The sequence below is a fragment of the Shinella fusca genome (genome assembly GCF_014203155.1).
GTDB classification, from domain to species: Bacteria; Pseudomonadota; Alphaproteobacteria; order Rhizobiales; family Rhizobiaceae; genus Shinella; species Shinella fusca.
Genome location: NZ_JACHIK010000012.1, coordinates 62,495 through 86,955, shown reverse-complemented (window position 1 = coordinate 86,955; position 24,461 = coordinate 62,495). Strand labels below are relative to the sequence as shown.

Below are 24,461 nucleotides of genomic sequence, written 5' to 3'. Positions count from 1 at the left end.
CCCCGCGCCGGCAAGAGGTGCATGATGCGCGCTTTGGCAATCCGGATCGGCCTTGTGGCCGCTGGCCTCTTCCTCGTCTCCTGCTCGGAGCAGAACGGCGGCGGGCAAGGGCCGGGCGGAGCGGCGCCGGCCATCGAGGTGGGGGTGATCGCTCTCAAGGCGCAGTCCGTGCCGCGGTTCGCCGCGCTGTCCGGCCGGGTCGGGGCGCGCGCCACGGCGGAGATCCGCCCGCAGGTCGACGGTATCGTCAAAAGCATCGATTTCCGCGAGGGGCGCCCGGTGAAGGCGGGCGACGTGCTCTTCACGGTGCACGACGACAAGTTCAGGGCGGCCTATGAGGCTGCGAGCGCCACCCTCTCCCGCGCCGAGGCCTCGCAGCAATCCGCTGAGGCCGCCTTCGACCGCTCCGAGCGGCTGCAATCCTCCAGCGCCGTCAGCCAGCAGGCGCTGGACGAAGCGCGCACGACGCTCCTGCAGGCGAAAGCGGATGTGGAATCGGCCAGGGCCAGCCTGCAGACCGCCAAGATCGACCTCGACAACACGACGATCAAGGCGCCGATCTCCGGCATCATCGGCACGGCGAGCGTCAGCGTCGGCTCGCTCGTCACGCAGAACCAGACGGATGCGCTGGCGACGATCCGCCAGATCGACCCGGTCAATGTCGACCTCGTCGACACCAGTGCGAACCTCCTGAAAATCCGCGAGGACGTCGAGGCGGGCCGCCTCGGGCGCGAAGGCCAGCAGGGTGCGCCGAGCGTCAGGCTGACGCTGGAGAACGGCGCCGAATACGGGCCGCGGGGCACGATCTCGCTGGCGACGGTGAATGTCAGCGAGAGCACCGGCACCTTCACCCTGCGCGCCACCTTCCCCAATCCCGAGCGGGTACTGTTGCCCGGCATGTTCGTCAGGGCCTCCGTCGACCTTGGCAGCATGCCGAACGCCTTCCTCGTGCCGCAACGCGCCGTCCAGCGCAGCGGGGCGGGGGATGCGGTCGCCTATGTCGTCTCTACCGACGGCAAGGTGGAGGAGCGCAAGCTCGCAACGGCGGGAACCCAGGGCAACGACTGGATCGTGACCGACGGGCTGAAGGACGGCGACCGGCTGATCGTCGACGGCTTCCAGAAGATTTCCGCCGGCGCCGCGGTCACGCCCGTCGACGTGACGATCGACGAGGACGGCGTCGTCAAGCAGAACTTCGCTTCGACGGGAGCCGCCCAATGAGCGGCGGTTTCCGGCGCAATGCCCTGGCGAGCTTCTTCATCGCCCGCCCGGTCTTTGCCATCGTGCTCGCCATCGCCACGCTGCTTGGCGGCGTCATGGGCATCTATTCGCTGTCGATCTCGCAATATCCGGACGTGGCGCCGGTCACGGTGCGCATCGGCGCGAACTATTCCGGCGCGACGGCCGAGGCCGTCGAGAACTCGGTCACGACCAAGATCGAAAGCGTGCTGACGGGCCTCGAAGGGCTCCTCTACATGGAGTCCACCTCCAGCACCGGCTCGGCCTCCATCTCGCTCACCTTCGCAAGCGGCACGGACCCGGAACTGGCGCAGGTGGAGGTGCAGAACAAGCTTGCGCGCGTCGAATCGCAACTGCCCGAAGCGGTGCAGAACGCCGGCGTCACCGTCTCGCGCTCGCCCTCCGGCATCCTGATGATCGGCAACATCGTCTCGCGCGACGGGCGCTATACCTCGTCCGAGCTCTCCGACATCATGTCGAGCAGCATCGAGGAGCGGATCGAGCGCCTCGACGGCGTCGGCTCCGTCCAGTCCTTCGGCAGCGGCTATGCCATGCGCATCTGGCTCGATCCGGACCAGATGCAGAAATACCAGCTCGTCCCCTCCGACGTCACCGCGGCGATCCAGGCGCAGAACGCGCAGGTCGCCGCCGGCTCCATCGGCGCGACGCCCGTGGTGCGCGGCCAGCAGCTCAAGGCCAGCATCGTCGCGCAGACGCAGATGACCTCGGCGGACGAATTCAAGAAGATCATCCTCAAGACCGCGCCGGACGGTTCCGTCGTGCGGCTCGGCGACGTGGCGCGGGTGGAGATCGGGCTGGAGAAATACGGCCAGAGCTCGACCTATAACGGCATGCCGGCCGCCGGTTTCGGCGTGCAGCTTGCCAGCGGCGCGAACGCGATCACCACGGCCGACGCCGTCCATGCCGAACTCGACAGCCTCGCCGGCTCGCTGCCGGAGGGCGTCGAGATCGCCTATTCCTACGAGACGACGCCCTTCGTCGAACTGTCCATCGAGAAGGTGGTGCATACGCTCATCGAGGCGGTCGTTCTCGTCTTCCTCGTGCTGCTGCTCTTCCTGCAGAACCTGCGGGCGACGCTCATTCCGATGATCGCCGTGCCGGTGGTGCTGCTCGGCACCTTCGGGGTGCTGGCGGCGCTCGGCTATTCCATCAACATGCTGACGATGTTCGCCATGGTGCTGGCCATCGGCCTTCTCGTCGACGACGCCATCGTGGTCGTGGAGAATGTCGAGCGCATCATGACGGAGGAGGGGCTTTCCGCACGAGAAGCCACCGAGAAGTCGATGGGCGAGATCACCGGCGCGCTGATCGGCGTGGCGCTGGTGCTGACGGCGGTGTTCATTCCCATGGCCTTCTTCTCCGGTTCCGTCGGCGTCATCTACCGGCAGTTCTCCGTCACCATCGCCAGCGCCATGATCCTTTCCGTGCTTGTCGCCGTCGTTTTGACGCCGGCGCTCTGCGCGATGCTCCTGAAGCCGACCCATGGCGGGCTTGCCGCGCGCATCTTCGGCGGCTTCAACCGCGGCTTCGAGAAGACGACGCGCGGCTATGTCGGCGCGGTCGGCCGCCTCGTGCTTCGGCCGCTGCGCATGCTCGTCGTCTTCGCCGCGCTGCTCGGCGGGGCCTGGTGGGTCTATACCCAGCTTCCCTCCTCCTTCCTGCCGGAAGAGGACCAGGGCGTGCTGATGACGCAGATCACCCTGCCTGCCGGGGCCAATGCCGCCCGCACGCAGGCCGTCATCGACATGGTGGAGGATTATTTTCTCAACGACGAGAAGGACGCGGTGGAGAGCGTCTTCATGACGCTCGGCTTCGGCTTCGGCGGCAGCGGGGAGAACGCCGCCATGGCCTTCGTGCGCCTCAAGGATTTCGACCAGCGTACCGACAGCGCGCTGTCGGCCTCCGCCATCTCGCAGCGCGCCTCGGCCCATTTCCGCAAGATCCGCGACGCCGAGGTCTTCGTGCTCGCCCCGCCGGCCATCCAGGGCCTCGGCCAGAGCAACGGCTTCTCGATGTATCTGGAGGATACCGGCAACCGGGGCCGCGACGCGCTGATCGCGGCCAGCAACACGCTTGCCGACCTTGCCCTCAAGGACGATACGGTCGGCAACGTGCGCGGCAATACGCGCACGCTGGAAAGCCAGCTCAAGATCGACATCGATCAGGAGAAGGCTGGGGCGCTCGGCGTCGGCATCAGCGGCATCAACAACCTGATCTCGGTCGCCTTTGCCGGCAGAAACGTCAACGACTTCGTCTATAACGGCGAGATCAAGCCCGTCTATGTGCAGGCGGATGCCCCCTTCCGCATGCAGCCGGGGGATATCGAGCGCTGGTACGCCCGCAACGATGCCGGCGAGATGGTGCCCTTCTCCGCCTTCGCGACGACGAAATGGGTGCAGGGCTCGCCCTCGCTCTCGCGCTTCAACGGCACGGCCGCCATTGCCATGAACGGCTCGGCCCAGCCCGGCGCGAGCTCCGGCAATGCCATGGACCGCATGGAGGAGCTCGTCGCCGGCCTTAACGGCGGCTATGCCTCCGCATGGTCCGGGCTCTCCTACCAGGAGCGGCTGGCGGGCTCGCAGGAGGCGATGCTCTATGCCGTCTCGCTGCTCGTCGTGTTCCTCTGCCTTGCCGCGCTCTACGAGAGCTGGTCCATTCCCTTCTCCGTCATCCTTGCCGTGCCGGTCGGCGTGCTCGGCGCGCTCGTCGCGGCGTGGCTCTTCGGCCAGTCGAACGACGTCTATTTCAAGGTGGGCCTGCTCACGACCATCGGCCTCACGGCGAAGAACGCCATCCTGATCGTCGAATTCGCCAAGGATTTGCGCGACCAGGGCAGGAGCGCGGTCGAGGCCGTGCTCGAGGCCGCGCGCATGCGCCTTCGCCCCATCGTCATGACGTCGCTCGCCTTCATCCTCGGCGTGCTGCCGCTCGCCTTCGCGACGGGCGCGAGCTCGGCGGCGCAGAATGCCATCGGCATCGGCGTTATGGGCGGCATGATCGCAGCCACCGTGCTCGGCGTCTTCTTCGTGCCGCTGCTCTTCGTGGTGATCGCCGGCCTACGGCGCGGTGGCGCTGCCAAGGTCGAGGCAAGCCCATAATTCGTCGACCCGGGCGGTGACGTCCGGCGTCATGGCGAGCACGCGGCCCCATTCGCGCTCCGTCTCGGTGCCGATCTTGGTGGTGGCATCGAGGCCGAGCTTGCCGCCGAGGCCGGATTTCGGCGAGGCGAAGTCGAGATAGTCGATGGGCGTGTTCTCCACGACCATCAGGTCGCGGCTTGCGTCGAAGCGGGTGGAGAGCGCCCAGATCACGTCCGGCCAGCTTCTCACGTCGATGTCGCCGTCCACGGCGATGATCAGCTTGGTGTAGCTGAACTGCGGCAGCATGGACCAGAGGCCCATCATCACCCGCCGCGCCTGCCCGGGATAGCGCTTGTCGATGGAAACCACCATGGCGCGGTAGGAGCAGGCCTCGGGCGGCAGCCAGAGGTCGCGGATCTCCGGGAACTGGCGCTTGACCAGCGGCACGAAGAGTTCGTTCATCGCCTCGCCGAGCCGGGAGGGCTCGTCCGGCGGGCGGCCGGTATAGGTCGAGAGGTAGAGCGGGTTCTTCCGCATGGTGATCGCCGAGAGCGTCATCACCGGGAAGGGCTCGACGGCATTGTAGTAGCCGGTGTGGTCGCCATAGGGGCCTTCGTCCGCCGTCTCGCTCATCGAGACCATGCCCTCCAGCACGATTTCCGCGCTCGCCGGCAGGGGAAGGGGGACGGTGAGGCCGCTTGCCGTCTCCTGCCGCCGGCCGGCAAGGACGCCGGCGAAGGCAAGCTCGCTCATGCCGTCCGGCAGCGGCATGACGGCGGACAGGATCGTCGCGGGATCGGCGCCGATGACGACGGCGACCGGCATGTCGAGGCCCCTGGCCTGCCAGAGGCGGTGGTGCCGCGCCCCGCCGCGATGGGCGAGCCAGCGCATGATCAGCCGGTTCCGGCCGAGCCGCTGCATGCGGTAGATGCCGACATTGATATCCGAAGGATCGTCCGGCGAGGCGGTGATGACGAGCGGCCAGGTGACGAGCGGGTCGGGCTCGCCGGGCCAGCAGGTCTGGATGGGGAGCCGGCCGAGGTCGATATCCTCGCCGCGCCGGACGATCTCCTGGCAGGGCGGGCGCCGCACCGCGCGCGGGTTCATCGAGAGCGCGGCCTTCAGGTGCGGCAGCTTCCCCCAGGCATCGCGCAGCGAGCGCGGCGGGCGCGGGTCGCGAAGGTCGGCGAGGAACGTGGCGAGACGCGGCAGCCCGCCGGTCTCCAGCCCCAGCCCCCATTCGATGCGCTCGCGCGTGCCGAAGAGATTGGCGAGGAGCGGGATCGGCTGGATATTGCCCTCCGCATCGACCGGCCGCTCGAAGAGCAGGGCCGGGCCCTCTTCCGCCAGCACGCGGCGATGGATTTCCGTGACCTCGTGGACGAGGCAGACGGGCGCGGAAATGCGCTTCAGCCGCGCCCGCCGTTCCAGGAGGGCGACGAAATCCTGAAGGCTGTCGAAACGGCGCGGGATCGAGGCATCGGCTTTCATGCCGGCTCCCTTGCCGGGGAAAAACGTCCCGGTCTTTGTGCTGGCGCAAACTCCTTCCGCGCATGGCTCCCTAGGTTCCGGCCAATCGCATCTCGTCAGGGCCTTTCCATGTCGTCGCTTCCCCCGATCCTCGCAAAGCCGGTTGATATCGCGCCGATCTGGCTGGTGGAGCGGGTGGCGCGGCTCATCTTCTCGGGTGTGCTGAAGGCGCATCCCGATCTCTTCGAGCGGCTCGGCGACTACCGGCAGACCCGCTACGGCTTCTCGCCGACCGACCTGCCGCTGCACTTCACCGTCGTCCCGGCGGCGCAGCAGCTCACCGTCTCGCGCGGCCAGCCGCCGCTTGTCGATGCGCGCATCGAGGGGCTGCTGGTGCTGCTGCTCGGCCTTCTCGAAGGCCGGTGCGACGCGGATGCGCTGTTCTTCTCGCGCGACCTTTCCGTCACCGGCGACATGGAGGCGATGCTGGCGCTGCGCAATGCGCTCGACGACAGCGCCATCGACCTGCCGCGCGAGCTCGGGGCGCTGGCCGGGCCGTTCTCGCCGCTCGTCGCCGGCACGGCGCGCTACATCCGCACCAAGGCCCTCGAAGGAAGGGATACGACATGGAACTGATCTGCCCCGCCGGCACGCCCGCCGCCTTCCGCGAGGCGGTGGAGGCCGGCGCCGACGCCGTCTATTGCGGCTTTCGCGACGAGACCAACGCCCGCAATTTCCCCGGCCTCAATTTCAGCCGCGAGGAACTGCGCCAGTCGATCGCGCTCGCCCGCAGCCGGCGGGTCCTCACCTTCGTCGCGCTCAATACCTTCATGCGGGCGGGCGACGAGGCGCTGTGGTACCGGGCGGCCGACGATGCGGTGGCGCTCGGCGCCGACGCGCTGATCCTCGCCGATTTCGGCCTGATGGCCTATGTCGCGGAAAAGTACCCCGAGCAGCGGCTACACGTCTCCGTGCAGGCCTCGGCCTCCAATCCGGATGCCATCCGCTTCCTCATCGAGGCCTTCGGGGCGAAGCGCGTCGTGCTGCCGCGCGTCCTCACCGTGCAGGACATCGCCCGGCTGACGCGGCAGATCGGCTGCGAGGTGGAGGTCTTCGCCTTCGGCGGGCTCTGCGTCATGGCGGAGGGGCGCTGCTCGCTTTCCTCCTACGCCACCGGCAAGTCGCCCAACATGAACGGCGTCTGCTCGCCGGCAAGCCATGTGCGCTACCGGCAGGACGGCGAGGATCTCGTCTCCGAGCTCGGCGCCTATACGATCAACCGCTTCGGCGCGGGCGAGGCCTCCGGCTATCCGACGCTCTGCAAGGGTCGCTTCGAGATCGGCGACGTCGCGGGCTATGCCTTCGAGGATCCCGTCTCGCTCGACGTGATCGACGAGATCGACGCGCTGCGGGCGGCCGGCGTCTCGGCGCTCAAGATCGAGGGGCGCCAGCGCGGCAAGGCCTATGTCGCCGAGGTGGTTTCCTCCCTCAAGAAGGCGTTGCGCGCGGCGCCCGCCGAACGGGCGGCGCTCGTCGCCCGCCTTCGCGCCATGAGCGAGGGCCAGCGCACCACCACCGGCGCCTACGACAAGCGCTGGCGATAGGAGACGACATGACGACGACGCGCAAACCGTCCCTCAGCCTGGGGCCGGTCTATTTCCTCTGGGACGGGCCGAAATGGCGGGATTTCTATTTCCGCATCGCCGACGAGGCGCCCGTCGAGCATGTCACGCTCGGCGAGACGGTCTGTTCCAAGCGCCAGCATTTCAGCGAGCCGCACATCGCCGAGGTGATCGAGCGGCTGGAGGCGGCGGGCAAGAAGGTGACGCTCTCGACCCTCGCCATGGTGACGCTGGAGCGCGAGAGCCGGCAGGTGCGCGACCTCATCCGCGACAGCGAGCATCCGGTGGAGGCGAACGACCTCTCGGCGCTCGGCCTCCTCAGGGACCGGCCGCATTCCATCGGCCCGCTCGTCAACGTCTACAATGCCGCGACGGCGCGCACGCTCGCCGCGCGCGGGGCTGAGAACATCTGCCTGCCGCCGGAGCTGCCGGCCGCGTCCGTCCTGCAGATGCTCGCCGCCATGCCGGATTTCTCCTTCGAGCTCTTCGCCTTCGGCCGCATGCCGCTCGCCATCTCCGCGCGCTGCGCCCATGCCCGCTCCAAGGGGCTGACGAAGGACAATTGCCAGTTCATCTGCGGCGAGGAGCCGGACGGCCTGCCGCTGCGCACGCTCGACAAGCAGTCCTTCCTCGTGCTGAACGGCGTACAGACCATGTCGAACAGTTGCGCCGTGCTCGTCGACGACCTTGCGCCACTGGTGGAGGCGGGGCTGTCGCGCGTCCGGCTCTCCCCGCAGGATTGCGACATGGTGAAGGTGGCCGGCCTCTACCGTGCCGTGCTCGACGGCCGGATGGACGGCGAGGAGGCGATTTCGGAACTGGCGGAGGTCTATCCGGGCGTCCGCTTCTCCAACGGCTTCCTGCACCAGCAGGAGGGTGCGGCCTGGGTCTCGCGCGGGCGCAACGCGGCGATGGGGCACGGCTGAGGCGGGCTTCAGGCGAAGACGTCGCGCGACTGCTCCCTCGCCGAGAGCAGGGCTTCGAGGATCATCTTCTCGGAAAAGACGTGGCGGCGGAGACTCTCCTGGAAGCCGCCGATCATGCGGGAGACCGCTTCCGGCGGCAGCGTGCAGCAATCGTCGGCGATAGCCTGCAGCGTCTTCGAGATCTCGCCCGCGGCAAACTGGTCGCAGCGGTGCTCGGCCTTCAGGCGCTCGATGGTGATCGTCGCGAAGTGCGAGCCGGCATGATGGTCGAAATCGGGAAAGAGCAGGCGTTCCTCCAGCTCGTGCGCCGATTTCAGGAGCGGGACGATGGTCTCGGCAAGCTCGCGCAGCTCCCCGGCGATGGCGGGATCGCCCGCCGCCTCCTCGAGGCGCAGGCAAAGGTCGAGCAGGCGGGTATGCAACGTCTCCAGCCGGCCGATATCGGCGGCAGCCAGTACGGGTTCGCTCATGGCGCCCTCCTACTGGCCGAAGAACAGGACGGCGGCGATGACGACCGAGGCGCCGACGGCGGAGATCGTGCCGGCCCCCTGCAGCACGCCCATGCGATAAAGCACCAGCGCGAAGCCGGCGATGACCGGGGCCGCGACGACGAGGCCGAACTGAGCGTCCGTCATGGAAGGATCCTTTCGTTTTGCCGTCATCATGCCGCGCGGGGCATCGCCGCTCTTTGTGCCGGCGCAAAGAAGGCCCCGGCTCGCCACGCTAGGGAAGCCCCATGGCGACGATAGATGACATGGACATTGCGGCGGGCAGCGCGGAGAGCGGCGAAGCCGACTCGCTCCTGCTCTGGATCCTCGTATGGAGCGAACTTGCCGCCTTCGGCGCGTTGCTCATCGCCTTCATGGTGATGACGGTGGTGGATATCGAAAGAGCGGCGCTGCTGCGCTCGCATCTCCATCCGGGGCTTGCGGCGCTCAACACGGTGCTTCTCGTCATGAGCGGCTGGCAGGCGGCGCTGGCCGTGCGCCGTGGCGATGGCGCGGTCCGTGGACCGCTGCTGCTCGCCGCGCTGTTCGGCCTTCTCTTCGCCACGGTCAAGCTCGTCGAATACGGCGTCGAGATCCGCTCGGGCATCGCCGCCGCCGGCGGGCTTTCGGAGCTCTATTTCCTCATCACCGGCTTCCACCTGCTGCACGTCGTCTTCGGGGCGGGCGTTCTCCTTCTCGTCGCCTGGCGGCCTTCGCGGGCGAACGTGGTGATGATCGCCACGCTCTGGCACGCGATCGACCTCGTCTGGCTCGTGATGTTCCCCATCGTCTATCTCACCTGAGGCACCCATGACCCGACAGGCCCGCGAACAATTCATCGCCACCCTCGCCATGCTGTTGACGCTCGCCGCCGGCGGCGCGCTCGTCGGCGGCCTCAGCGGCGGGCTCCTCGTGCCGGTCGCCGCCGTGCTGGTCATGGCCTTCGCCAAGGGCCGCCTCGTCATCCTCGATTTCATGGAGCTGCGCACCAGCCGCGGCATCCTGCGCTCCGCGCTGCTCGCCTGGCCGGCGGCGCTCCTGTCGCTCGCGCTCGTCCGCGCGCTCGCCGTCACGTTCATCGGCTGACGAACCGCCCCGGTCTTTGCCAATGCGCAAAGACCGCGTCGCCCCCGTGGCTAGAACCTCGGGTGTCCCGCATGCCGGCGAGGGGATCGCCGGCGAACCACCGCGGGGTTTTGTCGCCGGGCCCCTTGAGGTTCGGCAAGGGAAAGGACCAGGGGATGGCAGAGCGCCTAACCAAGACCGGGGCCCGCAACGTCTTCTATGGCGGGTCCATCTTCTTCTTCACGATCTTCGTCGGGCTGACGGCCCACTCCCACTATTACATGCGCACGACCTCCACCGACGAGTCGACGCTGACCGACAGCGTCGTGCGCGGCAAGCACGTCTGGGAAAAGAACGCCTGTATCAACTGCCACACGCTCTTGGGCGAGGGAGCCTATTTCGCGCCCGAGCTCGGCAATGTGTGGAAGCGCTACGGCGGCGTCGAGGATCCGGAAGGCGCGCGCGAGGCGCTGAAGGCTTGGATGGCCGCGCAGCCGAGCGGGGCGGAGGGCCGGCGGCAGATGCCGCAATTCAACCTCACCGAACAGGAGGTCAACGATCTCGCCGACTTCCTCGAATGGACGAGCAAGATCAAAACCCAGGACTGGCCGCCGAACGACGCCGGTTGACCGATTGCGCTCAGGAGACAAGACATGAAATATCAAACGCAAAAGGTCGCGATGCTGTACTTCTACGGCGCGCTCGGCCTCTTCCTCGCCCAGCTGGCCTTCGGGGTCCTCGCCGGCACGATCTACGTGCTGCCGAACACGCTTTCCGAGCTGCTGCCCTTCAACATCGTGCGCATGATCCACACCAATGCGCTCGTCGTCTGGCTGCTCATGGGCTTCATGGGCGCGACCTACTATATGATCCCGGAAGAGACCGAGACGGAGCTTTACAGCCCCAAGCTCGCCATCGTCCAGTTCTGGCTGTTCTTCGCCGCCGCCGGGCTCACGGTGGTCGGCTACCTCTTCCGCATCCATGAGGGCCGCGAATTCCTCGAGCAGACGTTCCCGGCCAAGATCGGCATCGTCGTCGTCGCGCTGATGTTCCTCTTCAACATCACCATGACGGCGCTGAAGGGCCGCAAGACCACGGTCATCAACATACTGCTCTTCGGCCTGTGGGGCCTTGCGCTCTTCTTCCTCTTCGCTTTCTACAACCCGGCGAACCTGGCGCTCGACAAGATGTACTGGTGGTACGTCATCCACCTGTGGGTCGAGGGCGTATGGGAGCTGATCATGGCCTCCGTGCTCGCCTTCCTGATGATCAAGCTCAACGGCATCGACCGCGAGGTCGTGGAAAAGTGGCTCTACGTCATCGTCGGCCTCGCGCTCTTCTCGGGCATCCTCGGCACGGGCCACCACTACTACTGGATCGGCGCGCCGGGCTACTGGCAGTGGATCGGCTCGCTCTTCTCGACGCTGGAAGTGGCGCCCTTCTTCACCATGGTCATCTTCACCTTCGTGATGACCTGGAAGGCCGGCCGCAACCATCCGAACAAGGCCGCGCTGCTCTGGTCGATCGGCTGCTCGGTCATGGCCTTCTTCGGCGCGGGCGTCTGGGGCTTCCTGCACACGCTGTCGTCGGTGAACTACTACACCCACGGCACGCAGGTCACCGCCGCGCACGGGCACCTCGCCTTCTTCGGCGCCTATGTGATGCTGAACCTTGCCATGATGGCCTATGCGATCCCGGAAATCCGCGGCCGCCAGCCCTACAACCAGTGGCTCTCGATCGCCAGCTTCTGGATCATGTGCACGGCCATGTCGGTGATGACCTTCGCGCTCACCTTCGCGGGCGTCGTGCAGGTCCATCTCCAGCGCGTGCTCGGGGAAAGCTACATGGACGTGCAGGACCAGCTTTCGCTGTTCTACTGGGTCCGCCTCGGCTCGGGCGCCGTCGTCCTCGTCTCGGCGCTGATGTTCATCTGGGCCGTGCTCGTGCCCGGCCGCGAGCGTGCCGACAGCCTCACCCGTCTGGTCCAGCCGGCCGAGTGAGCGCTGGCCGGCCCCGTCATCCCACGGGGCCGGCACCTCTTTCCTGAAGTTTTGGAGATCGAAATGAACGTCATGCTCAAGGCCGCGCGCGCCGACATTCCCGCCTACAGCCCCTCGGGCAATGAATGCGCCCTCTTCGAGAAAGCCTGGGTCCGCCAGCTACCGCTCCTCCTGAAGGGGCCGACCGGCTGCGGCAAGACGCGCTTCGTCAGCCACATGGCCGCAAAGCTCGGCCTGCCGCTCTCGACGGTCTCCTGCCATGACGACCTTTCGGCCGCCGACCTCACCGGGCGCTATCTCCTCAAGGGCGGCGACACGGTCTGGGTCGATGGGCCGCTGACGCGCGCGGTGCGTGACGGAGGTGTCTGCTACCTCGACGAGATCGTCGAAGCCCGCAAGGACGTCGCTGTCGTCCTCCATCCGCTCACCGACGACCGGCGCATCTTGCCGCTGGAGCGCACCGGCGAGGTGCTGGAGGCGCCGGCCGGCTTCATGCTCGTCGTCTCCTACAATCCCGGCTACCAGAACCTTCTCAAGGCGCTGAAGCCCTCCACCCGCCAGCGCTTCGTCGCCATCGAGTTCGACTTCCTGCCGAAGGCCGCGGAAATCCTGGTCGTCGCCGCCGAGAGCGGGCTGGACGAGGCGCGCATCGCGCCGCTGGTCGAGCTTGCCCATCGCCTCAGGGCGCTCAAGGGCCACGACCTCGAAGAGGGCGTCTCCACGCGCCTCCTCGTCTATTGCGCCTGCCTCATCGACAGCGGCATGGACGTGCGCGAGGCCGTTCGCGCGGCGATGATCGAGCCGCTGACGGACGAGCCGGACGTGCGCGCCGCCCTCCTCGAAGTCGCCGACGCGATGATCCGCTGAGGTCCGCCATGCTGGATTTCCTGGAGCTCGAGGAAACCGTCGGCCGCGCCTGGCACCGGCTGGTGGGCAAGGCCGGCAGCTGGCCGCGCCATCCCGACCACGCCGTGCGGCTGGAGGACGTGCGGCCGGTGCTCGCCGTCTGCTTCCGCGGCTTCGGCGGAGAGGGTGCGGTGCAGATCGCGCCGGCCCGCGGGCGCACGTCGACGCATCGCCTCAGGCTGCGCGAGCGCATGGGGCTCGGCGAGGAGAAGCTTGTCCAGCCCGGTCGCGATCACGCCACGCTGATGCTGCCCGGCGAAATCGACCTCTTCGCCGACCGCGGCCTCAACCGGGACCTCTACATCTGGCTCGCCGCCGCCATGGCGGTGATGCCGCTCGAACCGATCACCGAGAACGATCCGCTGCAACGCGACCTTGCCGCGCTCCGGCGCGCCGAGGCGACGGCGAAGGCCGTGCTCGCCGCCTTTCCGGGCCTCACACGGCGCTATCGCCGGCTTTGCGCCGCGACGCTGGAGGCGCGCCTTGCCCGGCCGTTGCCCTCCATCGAGCGCCATGTCGAGAACCGCATCCTCGGCCTTCTCAGGAAAGGCGCGGGATTTGCCGACGAGACGATGCCCGTCATCTTCCCGCACCGCGCGCCGCCGCGCTACCTTCCCATGCTGCCGGTGCCGCTCTGGCCCGATGCGCTGCTGCGCGCCGAGGGCGAGGGGCGCGGTGAGGACGACCAGCCGGCGGCGGGCGGCACGCCGCTTGCGCCTGAGACCGGCCGCCATATTGCGCAGCGCGAGGCGGCGGAGAAGCGCAAGGGCGAGCGCAGTCCCTTCATCCTCAACCGCTTCGAGAAGATCCTGGCGATGGCCGAGATGGTCAATGTCGACCGCCCCGGCGACGACAGCGACGACCACGATTCCAGCGCCGCCGACGAGCTCGACGACATGACGCTCGGCGAGCGCAAGGGGCGGCCCGCCGCCCGCTTCCGCTTCGATCTCGACCTGCCGCCCGAAGCGCTCGACCGCACGCGGCTGACGGGCGAATACACCTATCCCGAATGGGACTACCGCACCGGCACCTATCTGCCGGACCATTGCCATGTGCTCGCTTCGCCCGCCCCGGACACGGCGGCGATGCCGGAGGCCGATGCCGATACGAAGAGCCTCATCCGCCGCGTGCGCCGGCAGTTCGAGGTGCTGAGGCCGCGCCACGAGATGCTGCGTGCCCAGCTCGACGGGTCGGAACTCGACCTCGATGCCGTGGTGCGCGCGCGCAGCGACCTTGCCGCCGGCGGACAGGGCAGCGACCGCATCCACCTGATGAGCCGGCCGCAGGCGCACGACCTTGCCGTCACCATCCTCGTCGACGTGTCGCTGTCGACCGACGCCTGGTTCGACAACCGCCGGGTGCTCGACGTGGAGAAGGAGGCGCTGACGGTGCTCGCCCACGGGCTTGCCGCCTGCGGCGACAGCCACTCGATCCTCACCTTCACCTCACGCCGGCGCTCCTGGGTGCGGGTCGAGACGGTCAAGGATTTCGGCGAGCCGATGGGCCGTGGCGTGGAGGCGCGCATCACCGCGCTGAAGCCGGGCTTCTATACCCGCATCGGGCCGGCGATCCGCCATGCGGCGGCGAAGCTGCGGGAACAGCCGAACCGCCGCAAGCTCCTGCTCCTCCTCACCGACGGCAAGCCGAACGACGTCGACCATTACGAGGGGCGCTTTGCGCTGGAGGACAGCCGCCGCGCCGTCATGGAGGCGCGCCGCACCGGCGTCAGCGTGTTCGGGGTGACGGTGGACCGGGAGGCGCAGGCCTATGTGCCGGCCCTCTTCGGCCGTAACGGCTATGCCATCGTCGGCAACATCGCCCGGCTGCCGGCTGCGCTGCCGGCAATTTATCGCGGTCTCGTGGGATAGAGGCTGGAGACCGCGAGGAAGGGCCCGGCATGCCGCACCATGCCGGGCCCTTTTCGTTTCAGGCGGCCTTGCTGTGCGTGCGGGCCGTCTCGCCGATATAGGCGTCGAAGGCGGCGGCGACGGCGCGGATGATGAAGCGATGGTCCTGCCGCACGGTGACGGTGCCGCCGCGCACGTCGACCGCCCCGTCCTCGGCGAGCGCCGCAAGACGGGCATTGCCCTCGATCAGCGGCGCCGCGTCGAGGCCGTGGCGGGCGGCGATGGCGGCGACGTCCACGCGGAAATCGCACATCAGCCGCTCGATGATCTCGGCGCGCAGCCGGTCCTCGGCGGTCAGGCGGTAGCCCTTGACGGTGGCGAGGCGGCCGGAGGCGATGCGCTGGGCGTAGAGCCCCGGCGGCACCTCGTTCTGGACGTAGCCCTCCGGCGTGCGGCCGATGGCGGAGGCGCCAAAGCCGATCAGCGTCGTGCAGGCGTCCGTCGTATAGCCCTGGAAATTGCGCCGCAGCCGCCCGCGCCTGGCCGCAAGCGCAAGGCCGTCGCCCGGCAGGGCATAGTGGTCGAGGCCGATGCGGACATAGCCGGCGGCGGTGAGCGTTTCGGCGATCGCCTCGGCCTGCGCCATGCGTCCCGCGGCATCGGCCAGCGCGCGCTCGTCGATCAACCGCTGGTGCTTCTTGAAGGAGGGGATGTGAGCATAGCCGAAGACGGCGAAGCGCTCCGGCCGCATGGCGACGGCGGCCTTCGCCGTCTCGATGCAGGAGGCGACCGTCTGGTGCGGCAGGCCGTAGATCAGGTCGAAGTTGATGCCCTCGACGCCCGCCTTGCGCAGCCGGGTCACGGCCTCGGCCGTCTGCGCCTCGGTCTGGATGCGGTTGATCGCCTTCTGCACGACGGGGTCGAAGCTCTGCACGCCGAGGCTCGCGCGGGTGACGCCCGCTTCGCCCAGCGCGTCTGCCATTTCGGGCGTGAGGGTGCGCGGGTCGATCTCGACCGCGATCTCCATGCCGGCCATGAAGGCAAAGCGCGCGCGTAGGAGGCCGATGAGGTCGCAGAACTCTTCCGGCTGCATGATCGTCGGCGTGCCGCCGCCGAAATGCACATGGCGAATCTTCAGCCGCCGCTCGACCTTCTCCGAGACGAGGTCGATCTCCCTGCGCAGCATGTCGATGTAGTCGAGGATCGGCTCGTCGCGCTGGGTGATCGTGGTGTGACAGCCGCAATACCAGCACATGGAGCGGCAGAAGGGGATGTGGAGATAGAGCGAAGCCTCCGTGCCCGGCTTCACGGCGGAAAGCCAGTCTCCGTAGGTGCCGACGCCGACGGCCGGCGAAAAGCCGGGGGCGGTCGGATAGCTCGTATAGCGCGGCAGCCGCGCCTCGCCGTATTTTTCGATCAGGGCCTGTTGCATGGCGCTTCCTCTGTCCGTGATGGTCCGTCGAGGGGAGCCTAGGAGGGGCGGGCGGGCCCTTCTTTGCGAAAAGCCAAGCAGGGCGCCATCGCGGCCGGATTTGAGGAATTGTTTGCGCATCGTCAAAGTGGAGGCCGGAAGCGGGGGCTAGCCTCGGCTGGTTCCGGTCGGGTCGGCCGTGCTCTCCGGAACGGGATCGGAGCGGCCGGGACGGAAATATCGACCATGTCTGACCATCAGGAAAAGCCCTCCATCGACGTGCGCACCATACCGCCGCGCGAACGCCATCCGCGCATCTTCGGCATGCTGGGTTCGCTGCTTCCGGGCACATCCATGCTGATCACCAGCGACCACGATCCGCGCCCGCTGCACTACCAGCTCGAAACCAATTTCCCCGGCCAGTTCGGCTGGGACTACCTGGAAGAGGGGCCGGACGTCTGGCGCGTCGAGATCGGCCGGATGGACGAGGGCGGCTGTGAATGCTGCTGCGGCTCGGACCACTAGTTCCGTTCGCATGCGATTCCGGACGCCAGACGCTGCGCAGGGCGGCCGGAATTGCCAGGGTATAGGGCGCGGCGAAGGAGAAACGACATGCCGGGCGCCACGCTCTCCCGCTGGACGATGTCCTATTTCGCCATCGCCTGCCTGATGCTCCTCACCGCACAGGGCCTGATGGCCGCCGGCTACGGCTATCCGGCGGCATCGATCGGCGCGCCGGAAACGCTCGTCGTCGTGCATGTCACGGTGATCGGCTGGCTGAGCCTGTTGATGGGGGGCGCCCTCCTGCAGTTCGTGCCGGTGCTCGTCGCCCGTCCGCTCGTCGGCGGGCGTTTCGCGGCGCCCGCCCTCGTGCTGCTTGCCGGCGGGCTTGCCGCGCTCGTCGCCGGCTTCGTGGCGCTCTCGGGCAGTCTCGACCTGCCGCTTTTCCTGCTGCCGCTCGGCGGCGGCATGCTCCTTGCCGGCTTCGGCCTCCTTGCGGGCGTTCTCGCGGCGACGCTTCGTACGGCGCGCCCGCTGCCGCTGCCTGCCCGTTTCGTGGCGGCGGGGCTCGTCTGTCTCCTTGCGGCCGTTCTTGTCGGCGCGGCCTTCACCGCCGGCCTTTCGGGGCTCGACGAAAGCGCGCCGCTTGCCCGGCTGCTGGCCGACGGCGTGCCGCTGCACGCGGCGCTCGGGCTCGGCGGCTGGCTCTCCATCACGGCGGTCGGCGTCAGCTACCGGCTGCTCGCCATGTTCCTGCTGGCACCGGAGACCGACCGGCGGACGAGCCGCGCCGCCTGGTGGGCCATGGTGCTGGCGGCGGGGCTGGTCGCCTTGTGCGTGGTCCTCGTGCTTTTCGCCGTTTCCGGCGTGGACGTGCTGTTTACCGCAGCGCTCGTCCTCTCGCTCGCGGCCGTCGCGCTCTACGGCGGCGACGTGCGGCACATCTACCGTTCGCGCAAGCGCAAGCAGGCGGAGCTGAACATCCGCGCGACCTTTCCCGCCTTTTCTGCGCTCGGCCTTTCCCTCGTGCTCCTCAATATCCCGGCCGTAAGAGGCGGCGAGGGCGTTGCGGCAGCGGTCTATCTCTTCGTCTTCGGCTGGCTGACGGGGCTCGGGCTTGCCCAGCTCTTCAAGATCGTCGCCTTCCTGACCTGGCTGGAGGCCTATGGCCCCATTCTCGGCCGGATGCCGGTGCCGCGCGTGCAGGACCTTGTCGAGGAGCGCCATGCGCGTATCCTGTTCGGGGTCTATTACGCCGCATGCGCGGCGGCGGCACTCGCCCTTCTTGCCGGCGCGCCCGGCATGTTCCGGGGGCTGGTGGCCCTGCAACTCCTCGCGACGCTGGCGCTGGCGCGGGAGTTCATCCGCACGCGCCGGCTCGCCGTCGTGCCGGCGGCGCTTCGTGCGCCGGCCGGCATGGTGCAGCCCCATCTGTTCCTGCCTCTTTCCGCTTCAAGGAGATGACCATGCCCGATGTTTCAACCGAGACCGCACCGAAGGTCCTCGACGTGCGGCCGATCCTGCAGAACGGCGGCGAGCCGTTCCAGGAGATCATGCAGGCCGTCACCACGCTCGCCCCGGGGCAGGGCCTGAAGCTCGTCGCCCCTTTCCGTCCGCAGCCGCTCTTCCAGGTCATGGAGGGGCGCGGCTTCGACCATGAGGCCCGCGAGATCGGAAACGGCCATTGGGAGGTGCTGTTTACGCCGCGCGCGGACGTGGCGCCGGTCGAGACCTCGGCCGATGCCGACAGCCCGGAGACCTGGCCGGATCCCTCGCTCCATCTCGACCTCTCCGACCTCGATCCGCCGGAGCCGATGGTCCGCATCCTCGCGGCGGCCGAGGAGCTGGAGGCGGGCAAGGTGCTCTTCGCCGTGCTCTCCCGCGAGCCGATCTTCCTCTTTCCGGAGCTGAGCAAGCGGGGCCACCAGTGGGCCGGCAATTTCGACGAGACGGGCACGGCCTATCGCATCCTCGTGCGGGTCGGCCGGCCGAAGGCGTAAGACCATGGACGAAGACGAAAAAGCCGCGCTGGCGCAGGATATCCGCAATGCGCTGCGCATGATCATCGACCCGGAAATCGGCCAGAATATCGTCGATCTCGGCCTGATCTACGACATAACCGTGGAGGAGGGCGGCATCGCCCGCGTCACCATGACCACTACGACGCGCGGCTGCCCGGCGAGCGGCTACCTGAAAGAGGCGGTGGGCAATTGCGTCTGGTACGTGCCGGGCGTCGAATATGCCGAGGTGCACATGACCTACGAGCCGCCGTGGTCGCCGGACATGATGACGACGGCATGAGGAAACGGCCCGGAGGAAGCTCCGGGCCGTTCTACTTCCAGCACTTTCCGGGCGGCCGCCTAGACGAAGATCATGACGGCCGCCGCACCGATGCCGATCAGGATGAGCCCGGCGACGAGCATGGGCATCAGGCTGCTGCCGTTCAGGTCGCGGCCGCTGACGTCTTCGCTGGAAAACACGAACGGCTTACGCGTCTCTTCTTTGTCCATGGAAACCTCCGTTATTGTGGTAAATCATATGCCACTTTGAGGGGACGGTCTACGCGACCAAAAAACGCAGCCTCGCCGCGGGGAGGACGTGGGCGGACCGGCTTTGCCTTGCTTGTGCCCGCGCAAAGATGCTCTTCCGCCGGCCGCGCTATCTTCGCCCGCCGCCATGGAAACGAGGGACACGATGCAGATAGCCATCCTCACGATATCGGACCGCGCCAGCCGCGGGCAGTACGAGGACCTGAGCGGCCCCGCCATCGAGGAATGGCTGCGCGAGACGATCGTCTCGCCCTTCGAGATCGTGCGGTGGATCGTTCCGGACGGCTTCGGTCCGGTCCGCGATGCGCTGGTGGAGCTGTGCGACGAGCAGCGCGTCGACCTGATCCTCACCACCGGCGGGACGGGCCCTTCGCCGCGCGACGAGACGCCGGAGGCGATGCGCGCGGTCATGGTGAAGGAGTTGCCCGGCTTCGGCGAACAGTTGCGGCGGGCGAGCCTTGTGCAGACGCCGACCGCCATCCTCTCCCGGCAGACGGCCGGCACGCGCGGCAGCACATTGATCATAAACCTGCCCGGCAAGCCGACCTCGATCCGCGTCAGCCTCAACGCCGTCTTCGCCGCCGTACCCTATTGCCTCGACCTGATCGGCGCGGGCCGGATCGAGACGGATCCCGCCCGCCTCAACGCCTTCAGGCCCGTGTCCCCGGCCTGATGGGCGCGGGGAAGGGCGCCGGATCGCGTCCGCTGCTGGCCTTCCATCCGGCGGGCGTGTTCTTCGCGCTTGCCGCGCCCATGGCGGCCGCGCTGCCCTGGCTCTGGCTGCTGCCGCTTGCGGATCCGCGGCTGGCGCATGTGCGGCTCGGCCTGTTCGGCTTCGGCGGGGCGGCCGTCTGCGGCTATGTCATGACGGCGCAGAAGGCCTGGACGGGGCGGCCGCTTCCTCTGCCGGCCCTTGGCATCGGCGCGCTGGTGCTCGCCGCGCGCCTCGCCTCGCTTCTTTGCCGGCCCGAGGCGCTCTGGCCGGTCCTGCTGCCGGCGCCGGCCCTTGCCCTTGCGATCCTGTGGCCCGTCCTGCGGGCGGGGCGGTGGGACAAGGCGCCTCTGGCTGCGGTGCCGCCGATGCTGGCCGCGGCCGAGGCGCTGCTGCCAGTCCAGCCCGGCCTTGCCGGAGTGCTTCCCGAGGCGATGGCCGTGCTCGTCTTCCTCGTCGGCGGACGGCTGGTGCCGGCCTTCACGGCCGAGGCGCGCTGCCGCCGCGGGCTTCTCCCTCCGCGCCGGCCGCCGCTCTGGCTGGGGGCCGTCCCGCTGGGTGCCGGCCTCTTGCTGCCGGGCATCGCCGGGGCCGGCGCATTGCTCGCGGCTGCGCTCTGGGTTCTTTGCCACGGCCTCGATGGCCTCCGGCTGGGCGAGGCCAACCGCATGCTCTGCCTCGGCTATGCCGGCCTCGTTCCCGGTCTGCTCGCGATCGCCGCCGCAAGGTCGGGGCTGGTGCCGCATCTGGCGGAGGTCCATGCCCTGACCATGGCGGTCATGGGGCCGATGATCCTCGCGGTTGCGGCGCGCGTGTCGATGCGGCGTGCGGCCGGGGCGGAGCTCCGGCCCCGGCGGCGGCACTGGATTGCCTTCTGCCTCGTCTTTGCCGCCGCCGCGGCACGCATCATGGCGGAAGTGTCCGGGCCGTCCGTCCCGTGGCTTTCCGTCGCCGGGGCCGCATGGTCCCTTGCCTGGCTCCTCTTCCTGTCGGCGCATGCGCATGCGCTGGCGAAGCCTGCGCCCTTTCCCCTTCTCAGCGCGATGCGGGGCGGCTTGCCCCTGTGAACTCCATGCGGCTTCACCAGTCCGTGACTTGCATACTAGTCGACTAATTGCTAACACTGGCCCCACGATACGCAATCCGCAAGGGGGATGAGATGCGTCAGACGTGGCGGTGGTTTGGGCCGAAGGATCTCGTCTCGGTCGACGATATGCGGCAGGCGGGCGTGGAGGGTGTCGTCTCGGCGCTGCACCATGTGCCGACCGGCACGGTCTGGTCTCCCGAGGAGATCGCCGAGCGCCAGCGGGTCGTCGGCCTCATGGCGGACGGCGCGCCCTCCGGGCTTGCCTGGGAAGTGGTGGAGAGCCTGCCGGTCTCGGAGGACATCAAGAAGCAGAAGGGCGACTGGAAGGCGCATATCGCCGCCTGGAAGGAAAGCCTGACGAACCTCTCCCGCGCCGGGATCGAGATCGTCTGCTACAATTTCATGCCGGTGCTGGACTGGACGCGCACCGACCTTGCCTATCGCCTGCCGTCCGGCGCCACCTGCATGCGCTTCGACGTGGTCGATTTCGCCGCCTTCGACATCCATATCCTGAAAAGGCCCGGCGCGGCCGAAAGCTTCCCCGCCGACGTGGTCGAGGATGCCGCGCGCCGCTTTGCCGGAATGGACGACGACTGCCGCCGCCAGCTTGCCGGCAACGTCGTCTTCGGCCTGCCGGGCGCCGCCGAATCCTTTACGCTCGAGGATGTGCGCGCCCATCTTGCGGAATATGCCGCCATCAGCGAGGAAAGCCTTCGCGGCCATCTCGTCGATTTCCTCGCCGAGGTCGCGCCGCTGGCGGAAAAGCTCGGCGTGCGGATCTGCTGTCACCCGGACGACCCGCCGTTCCCGCTCCTGGGCCTGCCGCGCGTCATGTCGACCGAGGCGCATTATCGTCACGTCATGGATGCGGTCGACATCGCCGCGAGCGGCATCACGCTCTGCACCGGCTCGCTCGGCGCGCGCCTCGACAACGACCTGCCGGGCATGATGCGGCGGCTCGGCGACCGCGTGCATTTCCTGCACCTGCGCAACGTTCTCTGCGAAACCCCGCAATTCGGCGGCTCCTTCCACGAGGCGGGGCATCTGGAGGGCGGCACGGATATGGTGGCGATGATCGATGCGATCCTCGCCGAGGAACGCCGCCGCAAGGCGGCCGGCCGGGCCGATTGCAACATCCCGATGCGGCCCGACCACGGGCAAGACATCCTCGACGACCTCAAGCGGCAGGCGCAGCCGGGTTATCCCGCCATCGGCCGCCTCAAGGGCCTTGCCGAGCTGCGCGGCATCATGACCGCCCTTGAGCATCCGGCCGTGCGCGGTGCGGGGCAATGAGGCTCTCATCCAAGGCAGGGCCGCTCGACGGTTTTCCGGCACGCTGGCCGGGCTATGCGCCCGAGGAGAGGAAAACCGGGATCGTGCATCTCGGCCTCGGCGCCTTCGCGCGCGCCCATATCGCCGCCTATACCGATGGCGCTATGGCCGCCGGCCGCGGCGACTGGCGGATCCTCGGTGTTTCCCTGCGCGGCGAGGACGTGGCGAACGCCCTCAACCCGCAGGACGGCCGCTACACCCTGATCGAACGCGGCGAGACGCCGGATGCCCGCATCGTCGGCGCGATCGCCGGCGTCGTTGCCGGCGGGGATATCGGCCCGCGCGTCCTCTCCGCCATGACGGAGGCCGGCTGCCGGATCGTCAGCATCACCGTCACGGAAAAGGGCTACGGGCTCCTGCGCAGCGGCGGCTGCGACGAGAGCCATCCGGCGGTCGCCGCAGACCTTCTTTCGCCCGCCGCGCCGCGCGGCGTCCTCGGCCTGATCGCGCAGGGGCTTGCGCTCCGCTTCGCAGGCGGCCTGCCGCCCTTCACCGTCCTCAGTTGCGACAACCTGCCGGAAAACGGCACCCTGCTCCGGGCGGCGGTGATCGATTTCGCGCGGCGCGCGCACGGTCCCGCCCTTGCGGAGCGGATCGCCGGGGAGGTCGCCTTCCCCTCGACGATGGTGGATCGCATTACCCCGGCCGCGACGGCGCGCACGCGGGCCGATGCCGCCGCGCTGACCGGCTACGAGGATGAGGCGGCCATCGAGACGGAGCCGTTCAGCCAATGGGTGATCGAGGATCGTTTCCCAGCCGGCCGCCCTGCCTGGGAAGAGGCCGGCGCGCTCTTCGTCCCGGATGTCGCGCCCTACGAGAAGATGAAGCTCAGGATGCTGAACGGCAGCCATTCCATGCTGGCCTATGCCGGCTTCCTCAGCGGGAAGACCTATGTCTGCGACGTCATGGCGGACGGGGCGCTCGCCGCGCTCGTGCGCCGGCATATGACGGCCGCGGCGGCGACCCTGCCGGACATCGCCATGGACCTTGCGGCCTATGCCGACAGGCTCTGCACGCGCTTCGCCAATCCGGCCATCGCCCACGAGACACGGCAGATCGCCATGGACGGCACGCAGAAGCTGCCGCAGCGTATCTTCGCGCCCGCCCTCGAAGCGCTGGCGCGCGGCAACGACGTCGCGCCCTTCGCCTTCGCGACGGCGGCCTGGATGCGCTACGTGCTGGACCGGGGCGATCATCCACTGAACGATCCGCGCGAAAAGGAGCTCTCGGCCGCCCTGGCGGACACGCCGCGCGAGGATGCGGCGGCGATCTTCTCCGCCCTCGCCGCGCTGCCGGATTTCCTTCCCGAAGGGCTGTCGCACGGCGCCTTCGCTGAGGCGACGATCTTGAGGCTCGGCCGGATGCTGTCGCTCGGCATGGAGAAGGCGATCCGCGCGGAAGCCAGATAGGTCCTGCGCGGTCAGATATCGTTGACGATGAGGTCGGGGTAGCGGGCGGAAAGCTGCTCCGTCACCTTCAGCACTTCCGACAGATGATGGCGCACGGCCTTCTCGGCGGCGTCGGGATCGCGCGCGCGGACGGCGGCGATCATCTTCTCGTGCTGCTCGATCAGCACGGAGACGGGCGTGACGTTCGGCAGGCTGAGGAAGCGCAGCCGGTCGAACTGCGCCTTCTCCCGCTCCAGCACCGTCCAGATGTCCCCGACCGCGATACCGTTGGCGAAGGCGCGGTGGAAGGCGTCGTCGGCCTCGGTGAAGCGGACGGGATCCTCGCGGGCCGCATCCTGCTCGGCCATGATGGCGTCGAGCTGGGCGAGCACCGCCGCGGAAAGGCCTTCGATGGCGGCCTTGCGGAACACGGCGACCTCGATGGCCTCGCGCACGAAGCGGGCGCGCCGCACCGCCTGCAGCGAGATCGGCGTGATCAGCGTGCCGCGCTGCGGCCAGACCTCGACGAGGCCCTCGTCGACGAGCCGCAGCAGCGCCTCGCGAACCGGCGTACGGCTGGTGTTGAACCGGCGCGCCAGCTCGTTCTCGGAGACCTTGGCGCCGGGCATCAGCCGCAGCGTGATGATCTCGTCGCGGATGACGTCGTGGATGTCGTCGACGCTCGACGGCGCGCCGGCCGGGTTCTGGGCGCCCCTCATGCGCGGCAACCGCAACGGCTGCCGCGGGCGGCAAAGGTCATTTCATGTATAGCCACCATGGTCATCCTGTCACCGGCCCGCTGTTCCATCGCGTCCCG

25 protein-coding genes are annotated in these 24,461 nt (G+C 68.4%); 19 read left to right on the top strand and 6 right to left on the bottom strand.

Annotated features, from left to right (window positions below):
- Positions 1 to 24: 24 nt before the first annotated feature.
- Together HNQ66_RS16765 and HNQ66_RS16760 are read left to right on the top strand one after the other, a co-directional pair.
- The gene (locus HNQ66_RS16765) at positions 25 to 1,221 is read left to right on the top strand and encodes an efflux RND transporter periplasmic adaptor subunit (RefSeq protein WP_184145322.1); all 1,197 of its coding nucleotides are present in this window, start codon (positions 25 to 27) and stop codon (positions 1,219 to 1,221) included.
- A 23-nt stretch (positions 1,222 to 1,244) separates the two neighbouring features.
- Positions 1,245 to 4,358: an efflux RND transporter permease subunit gene (locus tag HNQ66_RS16760; RefSeq protein WP_184145364.1), complete on the top strand. Its 3,114-nt coding sequence runs from the start codon at positions 1,245 to 1,247 to the stop codon at positions 4,356 to 4,358.
- Here the strand turns inward: HNQ66_RS16760 and HNQ66_RS16755 are convergent.
- A complete protein-coding gene (locus HNQ66_RS16755) occupies positions 4,317 to 5,831 on the bottom strand; it encodes a UbiD family decarboxylase (RefSeq protein ID WP_184145321.1) in 1,515 nt (504 codons plus the stop codon). The genes HNQ66_RS16760 and HNQ66_RS16755 overlap by 42 nt on opposite strands.
- A 108-nt stretch (positions 5,832 to 5,939) precedes the next feature.
- Here HNQ66_RS16755 and ubiT point away from each other — a divergent pair, with 108 nt between their 5' ends.
- Genes ubiT through ubiV form a run of 3 tightly spaced genes read left to right on the top strand, consistent with a single transcriptional unit; the run spans position 5,940 to position 8,358 of the window.
- Positions 5,940 to 6,446, top strand: a complete 507-nt coding sequence (gene ubiT, locus HNQ66_RS16750) for a ubiquinone anaerobic biosynthesis accessory factor UbiT (RefSeq protein WP_184145320.1) — start codon at positions 5,940 to 5,942, stop codon at positions 6,444 to 6,446.
- Complete coding sequence (gene ubiU, locus HNQ66_RS16745) at positions 6,437 to 7,414, top strand: ubiquinone anaerobic biosynthesis protein UbiU (protein WP_184145319.1); 978 nt, start codon at positions 6,437 to 6,439, stop codon at positions 7,412 to 7,414. Before ubiT ends, ubiU begins: the two co-directional genes overlap by 10 nt.
- Positions 7,415 to 7,422: 8 nt before the next feature.
- Positions 7,423 to 8,358, top strand: a complete 936-nt coding sequence (gene ubiV / locus HNQ66_RS16740; protein ID WP_184145318.1) for a ubiquinone anaerobic biosynthesis protein UbiV — start codon at positions 7,423 to 7,425, stop codon at positions 8,356 to 8,358.
- 8 nt (positions 8,359 to 8,366) lie between these two features.
- Here the strand turns inward: ubiV and HNQ66_RS16735 are convergent, their stop codons facing one another.
- Entirely contained in the window at positions 8,367 to 8,828 is a 462-nt protein-coding gene (locus tag HNQ66_RS16735) for a hemerythrin domain-containing protein (protein ID WP_184145317.1), read from the bottom strand.
- Positions 8,829 to 8,837: 9 nt separating this feature from the next.
- Positions 8,838 to 8,993, bottom strand: coding sequence for a hypothetical protein (locus tag HNQ66_RS16730; RefSeq protein WP_184145316.1), 156 nt, complete (start codon positions 8,991 to 8,993; stop codon positions 8,838 to 8,840).
- 101 nt (positions 8,994 to 9,094) lie between these two features.
- On the opposite strand from HNQ66_RS16730, the gene HNQ66_RS16725 reads away from it, so the two are divergent.
- The 6 genes from HNQ66_RS16725 (at position 9,095) to HNQ66_RS16700 (ending at position 14,685) form a co-directional block, all read left to right on the top strand.
- Entirely contained in the window at positions 9,095 to 9,649 is a 555-nt protein-coding gene (locus tag HNQ66_RS16725; RefSeq protein ID WP_184145315.1) for a cytochrome c oxidase subunit 3, read from the top strand.
- A 7-nt stretch (positions 9,650 to 9,656) separates the two neighbouring features.
- Positions 9,657 to 9,932 carry a cytochrome C oxidase subunit IV family protein gene (locus HNQ66_RS16720; RefSeq protein ID WP_184145314.1) on the top strand — a complete coding sequence of 92 codons (276 nt, stop codon included), beginning with the start codon at positions 9,657 to 9,659 and terminating at the stop codon, positions 9,930 to 9,932.
- Between the two features lie 155 nt (positions 9,933 to 10,087).
- Positions 10,088 to 10,540 carry a c-type cytochrome gene (locus HNQ66_RS16715; protein ID WP_184145313.1) on the top strand — a complete coding sequence of 151 codons (453 nt, stop codon included), beginning with the start codon at positions 10,088 to 10,090 and terminating at the stop codon, positions 10,538 to 10,540.
- A gap of 24 nt (positions 10,541 to 10,564) precedes the next feature.
- Positions 10,565 to 11,911 carry a nitric-oxide reductase large subunit gene (locus tag HNQ66_RS16710; RefSeq protein ID WP_184145312.1) on the top strand — a complete coding sequence of 449 codons (1,347 nt, stop codon included), beginning with the start codon at positions 10,565 to 10,567 and terminating at the stop codon, positions 11,909 to 11,911.
- A 63-nt stretch (positions 11,912 to 11,974) separates the two neighbouring features.
- Positions 11,975 to 12,778, top strand: a complete 804-nt coding sequence (locus HNQ66_RS16705; RefSeq protein ID WP_184145311.1) for a CbbQ/NirQ/NorQ/GpvN family protein — start codon at positions 11,975 to 11,977, stop codon at positions 12,776 to 12,778.
- An 8-nt stretch (positions 12,779 to 12,786) separates the two neighbouring features.
- On the top strand, positions 12,787 to 14,685 hold the full coding sequence (locus HNQ66_RS16700; RefSeq protein ID WP_184145310.1) for a nitric oxide reductase activation protein NorD: 1,899 nt from the start codon (positions 12,787 to 12,789) through the stop codon (positions 14,683 to 14,685).
- Between the two features lie 58 nt (positions 14,686 to 14,743).
- On the opposite strand, the gene hemN is transcribed toward HNQ66_RS16700, so the two are convergent.
- The gene (hemN, locus tag HNQ66_RS16695) at positions 14,744 to 16,096 is read right to left on the bottom strand and encodes an oxygen-independent coproporphyrinogen III oxidase (RefSeq protein ID WP_184145309.1); all 1,353 of its coding nucleotides are present in this window, start codon (positions 16,094 to 16,096) and stop codon (positions 14,744 to 14,746) included.
- A gap of 225 nt (positions 16,097 to 16,321) precedes the next feature.
- Here hemN and HNQ66_RS16690 point away from each other — a divergent pair, with 225 nt between their 5' ends.
- From HNQ66_RS16690 to HNQ66_RS16675, 4 genes are all read left to right on the top strand, one after another.
- The gene (locus HNQ66_RS16690) at positions 16,322 to 16,600 is read left to right on the top strand and encodes a DUF2249 domain-containing protein (RefSeq protein WP_184145308.1); all 279 of its coding nucleotides are present in this window, start codon (positions 16,322 to 16,324) and stop codon (positions 16,598 to 16,600) included.
- Positions 16,601 to 16,687: 87 nt separating this feature from the next.
- Positions 16,688 to 18,040, top strand: coding sequence for a hypothetical protein (locus tag HNQ66_RS16685; protein WP_184145307.1), 1,353 nt, complete (start codon positions 16,688 to 16,690; stop codon positions 18,038 to 18,040).
- Positions 18,041 to 18,042: 2 nt separating this feature from the next.
- On the top strand, positions 18,043 to 18,576 hold the full coding sequence (locus HNQ66_RS16680) for a DUF2249 domain-containing protein (RefSeq protein ID WP_380780060.1): 534 nt from the start codon (positions 18,043 to 18,045) through the stop codon (positions 18,574 to 18,576).
- A gap of 4 nt (positions 18,577 to 18,580) precedes the next feature.
- On the top strand, positions 18,581 to 18,877 hold the full coding sequence (locus tag HNQ66_RS16675; RefSeq protein WP_184145305.1) for a metal-sulfur cluster assembly factor: 297 nt from the start codon (positions 18,581 to 18,583) through the stop codon (positions 18,875 to 18,877).
- Positions 18,878 to 18,936: 59 nt separating this feature from the next.
- Here the strand turns inward: HNQ66_RS16675 and HNQ66_RS16670 are convergent, their stop codons facing one another.
- Entirely contained in the window at positions 18,937 to 19,086 is a 150-nt protein-coding gene (locus tag HNQ66_RS16670) for a hypothetical protein (protein WP_184145304.1), read from the bottom strand.
- 184 nt (positions 19,087 to 19,270) lie between these two features.
- Here HNQ66_RS16670 and mog point away from each other — a divergent pair, with 184 nt between their 5' ends.
- The 4 genes from mog (at position 19,271) to HNQ66_RS16650 (ending at position 23,665) form a co-directional block, all read left to right on the top strand.
- Positions 19,271 to 19,798, top strand: a complete 528-nt coding sequence (gene mog / locus HNQ66_RS16665; protein WP_184145303.1) for a molybdopterin adenylyltransferase — start codon at positions 19,271 to 19,273, stop codon at positions 19,796 to 19,798.
- Positions 19,798 to 20,904 (top strand): NnrS family protein, encoded by a 1,107-nt coding sequence (locus tag HNQ66_RS16660; RefSeq protein ID WP_184145302.1) that lies wholly within the window; start codon positions 19,798 to 19,800, stop codon positions 20,902 to 20,904. Before mog ends, HNQ66_RS16660 begins: the two co-directional genes overlap by 1 nt.
- A gap of 92 nt (positions 20,905 to 20,996) precedes the next feature.
- Entirely contained in the window at positions 20,997 to 22,217 is a 1,221-nt protein-coding gene (gene uxuA / locus HNQ66_RS16655) for a mannonate dehydratase (protein ID WP_184145301.1), read from the top strand.
- Positions 22,214 to 23,665 carry a mannitol dehydrogenase family protein gene (locus HNQ66_RS16650; protein WP_184145300.1) on the top strand — a complete coding sequence of 484 codons (1,452 nt, stop codon included), beginning with the start codon at positions 22,214 to 22,216 and terminating at the stop codon, positions 23,663 to 23,665. Before uxuA ends, HNQ66_RS16650 begins: the two co-directional genes overlap by 4 nt.
- 11 nt (positions 23,666 to 23,676) lie before the next feature.
- Here the strand turns inward: HNQ66_RS16650 and HNQ66_RS16645 are convergent, their stop codons facing one another.
- Positions 23,677 to 24,363 carry a GntR family transcriptional regulator gene (locus HNQ66_RS16645; RefSeq protein ID WP_184145299.1) on the bottom strand — a complete coding sequence of 229 codons (687 nt, stop codon included), beginning with the start codon at positions 24,361 to 24,363 and terminating at the stop codon, positions 23,677 to 23,679.
- Between the last annotated feature and the right edge of the window lie 98 nt (positions 24,364 to 24,461).

Excerpts from the sequence above, each read along its gene's own strand:
- HNQ66_RS16765 (WP_184145322.1), top strand. The coding sequence starts at position 25 with ATGCGCGCTTTGGCAATCCGGATCGGCCTTGTGGCCGCTGGCCTCTTC.
- HNQ66_RS16755 (WP_184145321.1), bottom strand. The coding sequence starts at position 5,831 with ATGAAAGCCGATGCCTCGATCCCGCGCCGTTTCGACAGCCTTCAGGAT.
- ubiT (WP_184145320.1), top strand. The coding sequence starts at position 5,940 with ATGTCGTCGCTTCCCCCGATCCTCGCAAAGCCGGTTGATATCGCGCCG.
- ubiU (WP_184145319.1), top strand. The coding sequence starts at position 6,437 with ATGGAACTGATCTGCCCCGCCGGCACGCCCGCCGCCTTCCGCGAGGCG.
- ubiV (WP_184145318.1), top strand. The coding sequence starts at position 7,423 with ATGACGACGACGCGCAAACCGTCCCTCAGCCTGGGGCCGGTCTATTTC.
- HNQ66_RS16735 (WP_184145317.1), bottom strand. The coding sequence starts at position 8,828 with ATGAGCGAACCCGTACTGGCTGCCGCCGATATCGGCCGGCTGGAGACG.
- HNQ66_RS16730 (WP_184145316.1), bottom strand. The coding sequence starts at position 8,993 with ATGACGGACGCTCAGTTCGGCCTCGTCGTCGCGGCCCCGGTCATCGCC.
- HNQ66_RS16725 (WP_184145315.1), top strand. The coding sequence starts at position 9,095 with ATGGCGACGATAGATGACATGGACATTGCGGCGGGCAGCGCGGAGAGC.
- HNQ66_RS16720 (WP_184145314.1), top strand. The coding sequence starts at position 9,657 with ATGACCCGACAGGCCCGCGAACAATTCATCGCCACCCTCGCCATGCTG.
- HNQ66_RS16715 (WP_184145313.1), top strand. The coding sequence starts at position 10,088 with ATGGCAGAGCGCCTAACCAAGACCGGGGCCCGCAACGTCTTCTATGGC.
- HNQ66_RS16710 (WP_184145312.1), top strand. The coding sequence starts at position 10,565 with ATGAAATATCAAACGCAAAAGGTCGCGATGCTGTACTTCTACGGCGCG.
- HNQ66_RS16705 (WP_184145311.1), top strand. The coding sequence starts at position 11,975 with ATGAACGTCATGCTCAAGGCCGCGCGCGCCGACATTCCCGCCTACAGC.
- HNQ66_RS16700 (WP_184145310.1), top strand. The coding sequence starts at position 12,787 with ATGCTGGATTTCCTGGAGCTCGAGGAAACCGTCGGCCGCGCCTGGCAC.
- hemN (WP_184145309.1), bottom strand. The coding sequence starts at position 16,096 with ATGCAACAGGCCCTGATCGAAAAATACGGCGAGGCGCGGCTGCCGCGC.
- HNQ66_RS16690 (WP_184145308.1), top strand. The coding sequence starts at position 16,322 with ATGTCTGACCATCAGGAAAAGCCCTCCATCGACGTGCGCACCATACCG.
- HNQ66_RS16685 (WP_184145307.1), top strand. The coding sequence starts at position 16,688 with ATGCCGGGCGCCACGCTCTCCCGCTGGACGATGTCCTATTTCGCCATC.
- HNQ66_RS16680 (WP_380780060.1), top strand. The coding sequence starts at position 18,043 with ATGCCCGATGTTTCAACCGAGACCGCACCGAAGGTCCTCGACGTGCGG.
- HNQ66_RS16675 (WP_184145305.1), top strand. The coding sequence starts at position 18,581 with ATGGACGAAGACGAAAAAGCCGCGCTGGCGCAGGATATCCGCAATGCG.
- HNQ66_RS16670 (WP_184145304.1), bottom strand. The coding sequence starts at position 19,086 with ATGGACAAAGAAGAGACGCGTAAGCCGTTCGTGTTTTCCAGCGAAGAC.
- mog (WP_184145303.1), top strand. The coding sequence starts at position 19,271 with ATGCAGATAGCCATCCTCACGATATCGGACCGCGCCAGCCGCGGGCAG.
- HNQ66_RS16660 (WP_184145302.1), top strand. The coding sequence starts at position 19,798 with ATGGGCGCGGGGAAGGGCGCCGGATCGCGTCCGCTGCTGGCCTTCCAT.
- uxuA (WP_184145301.1), top strand. The coding sequence starts at position 20,997 with ATGCGTCAGACGTGGCGGTGGTTTGGGCCGAAGGATCTCGTCTCGGTC.
- HNQ66_RS16650 (WP_184145300.1), top strand. The coding sequence starts at position 22,214 with ATGAGGCTCTCATCCAAGGCAGGGCCGCTCGACGGTTTTCCGGCACGC.
- HNQ66_RS16645 (WP_184145299.1), bottom strand. The coding sequence starts at position 24,363 with ATGAGGGGCGCCCAGAACCCGGCCGGCGCGCCGTCGAGCGTCGACGAC.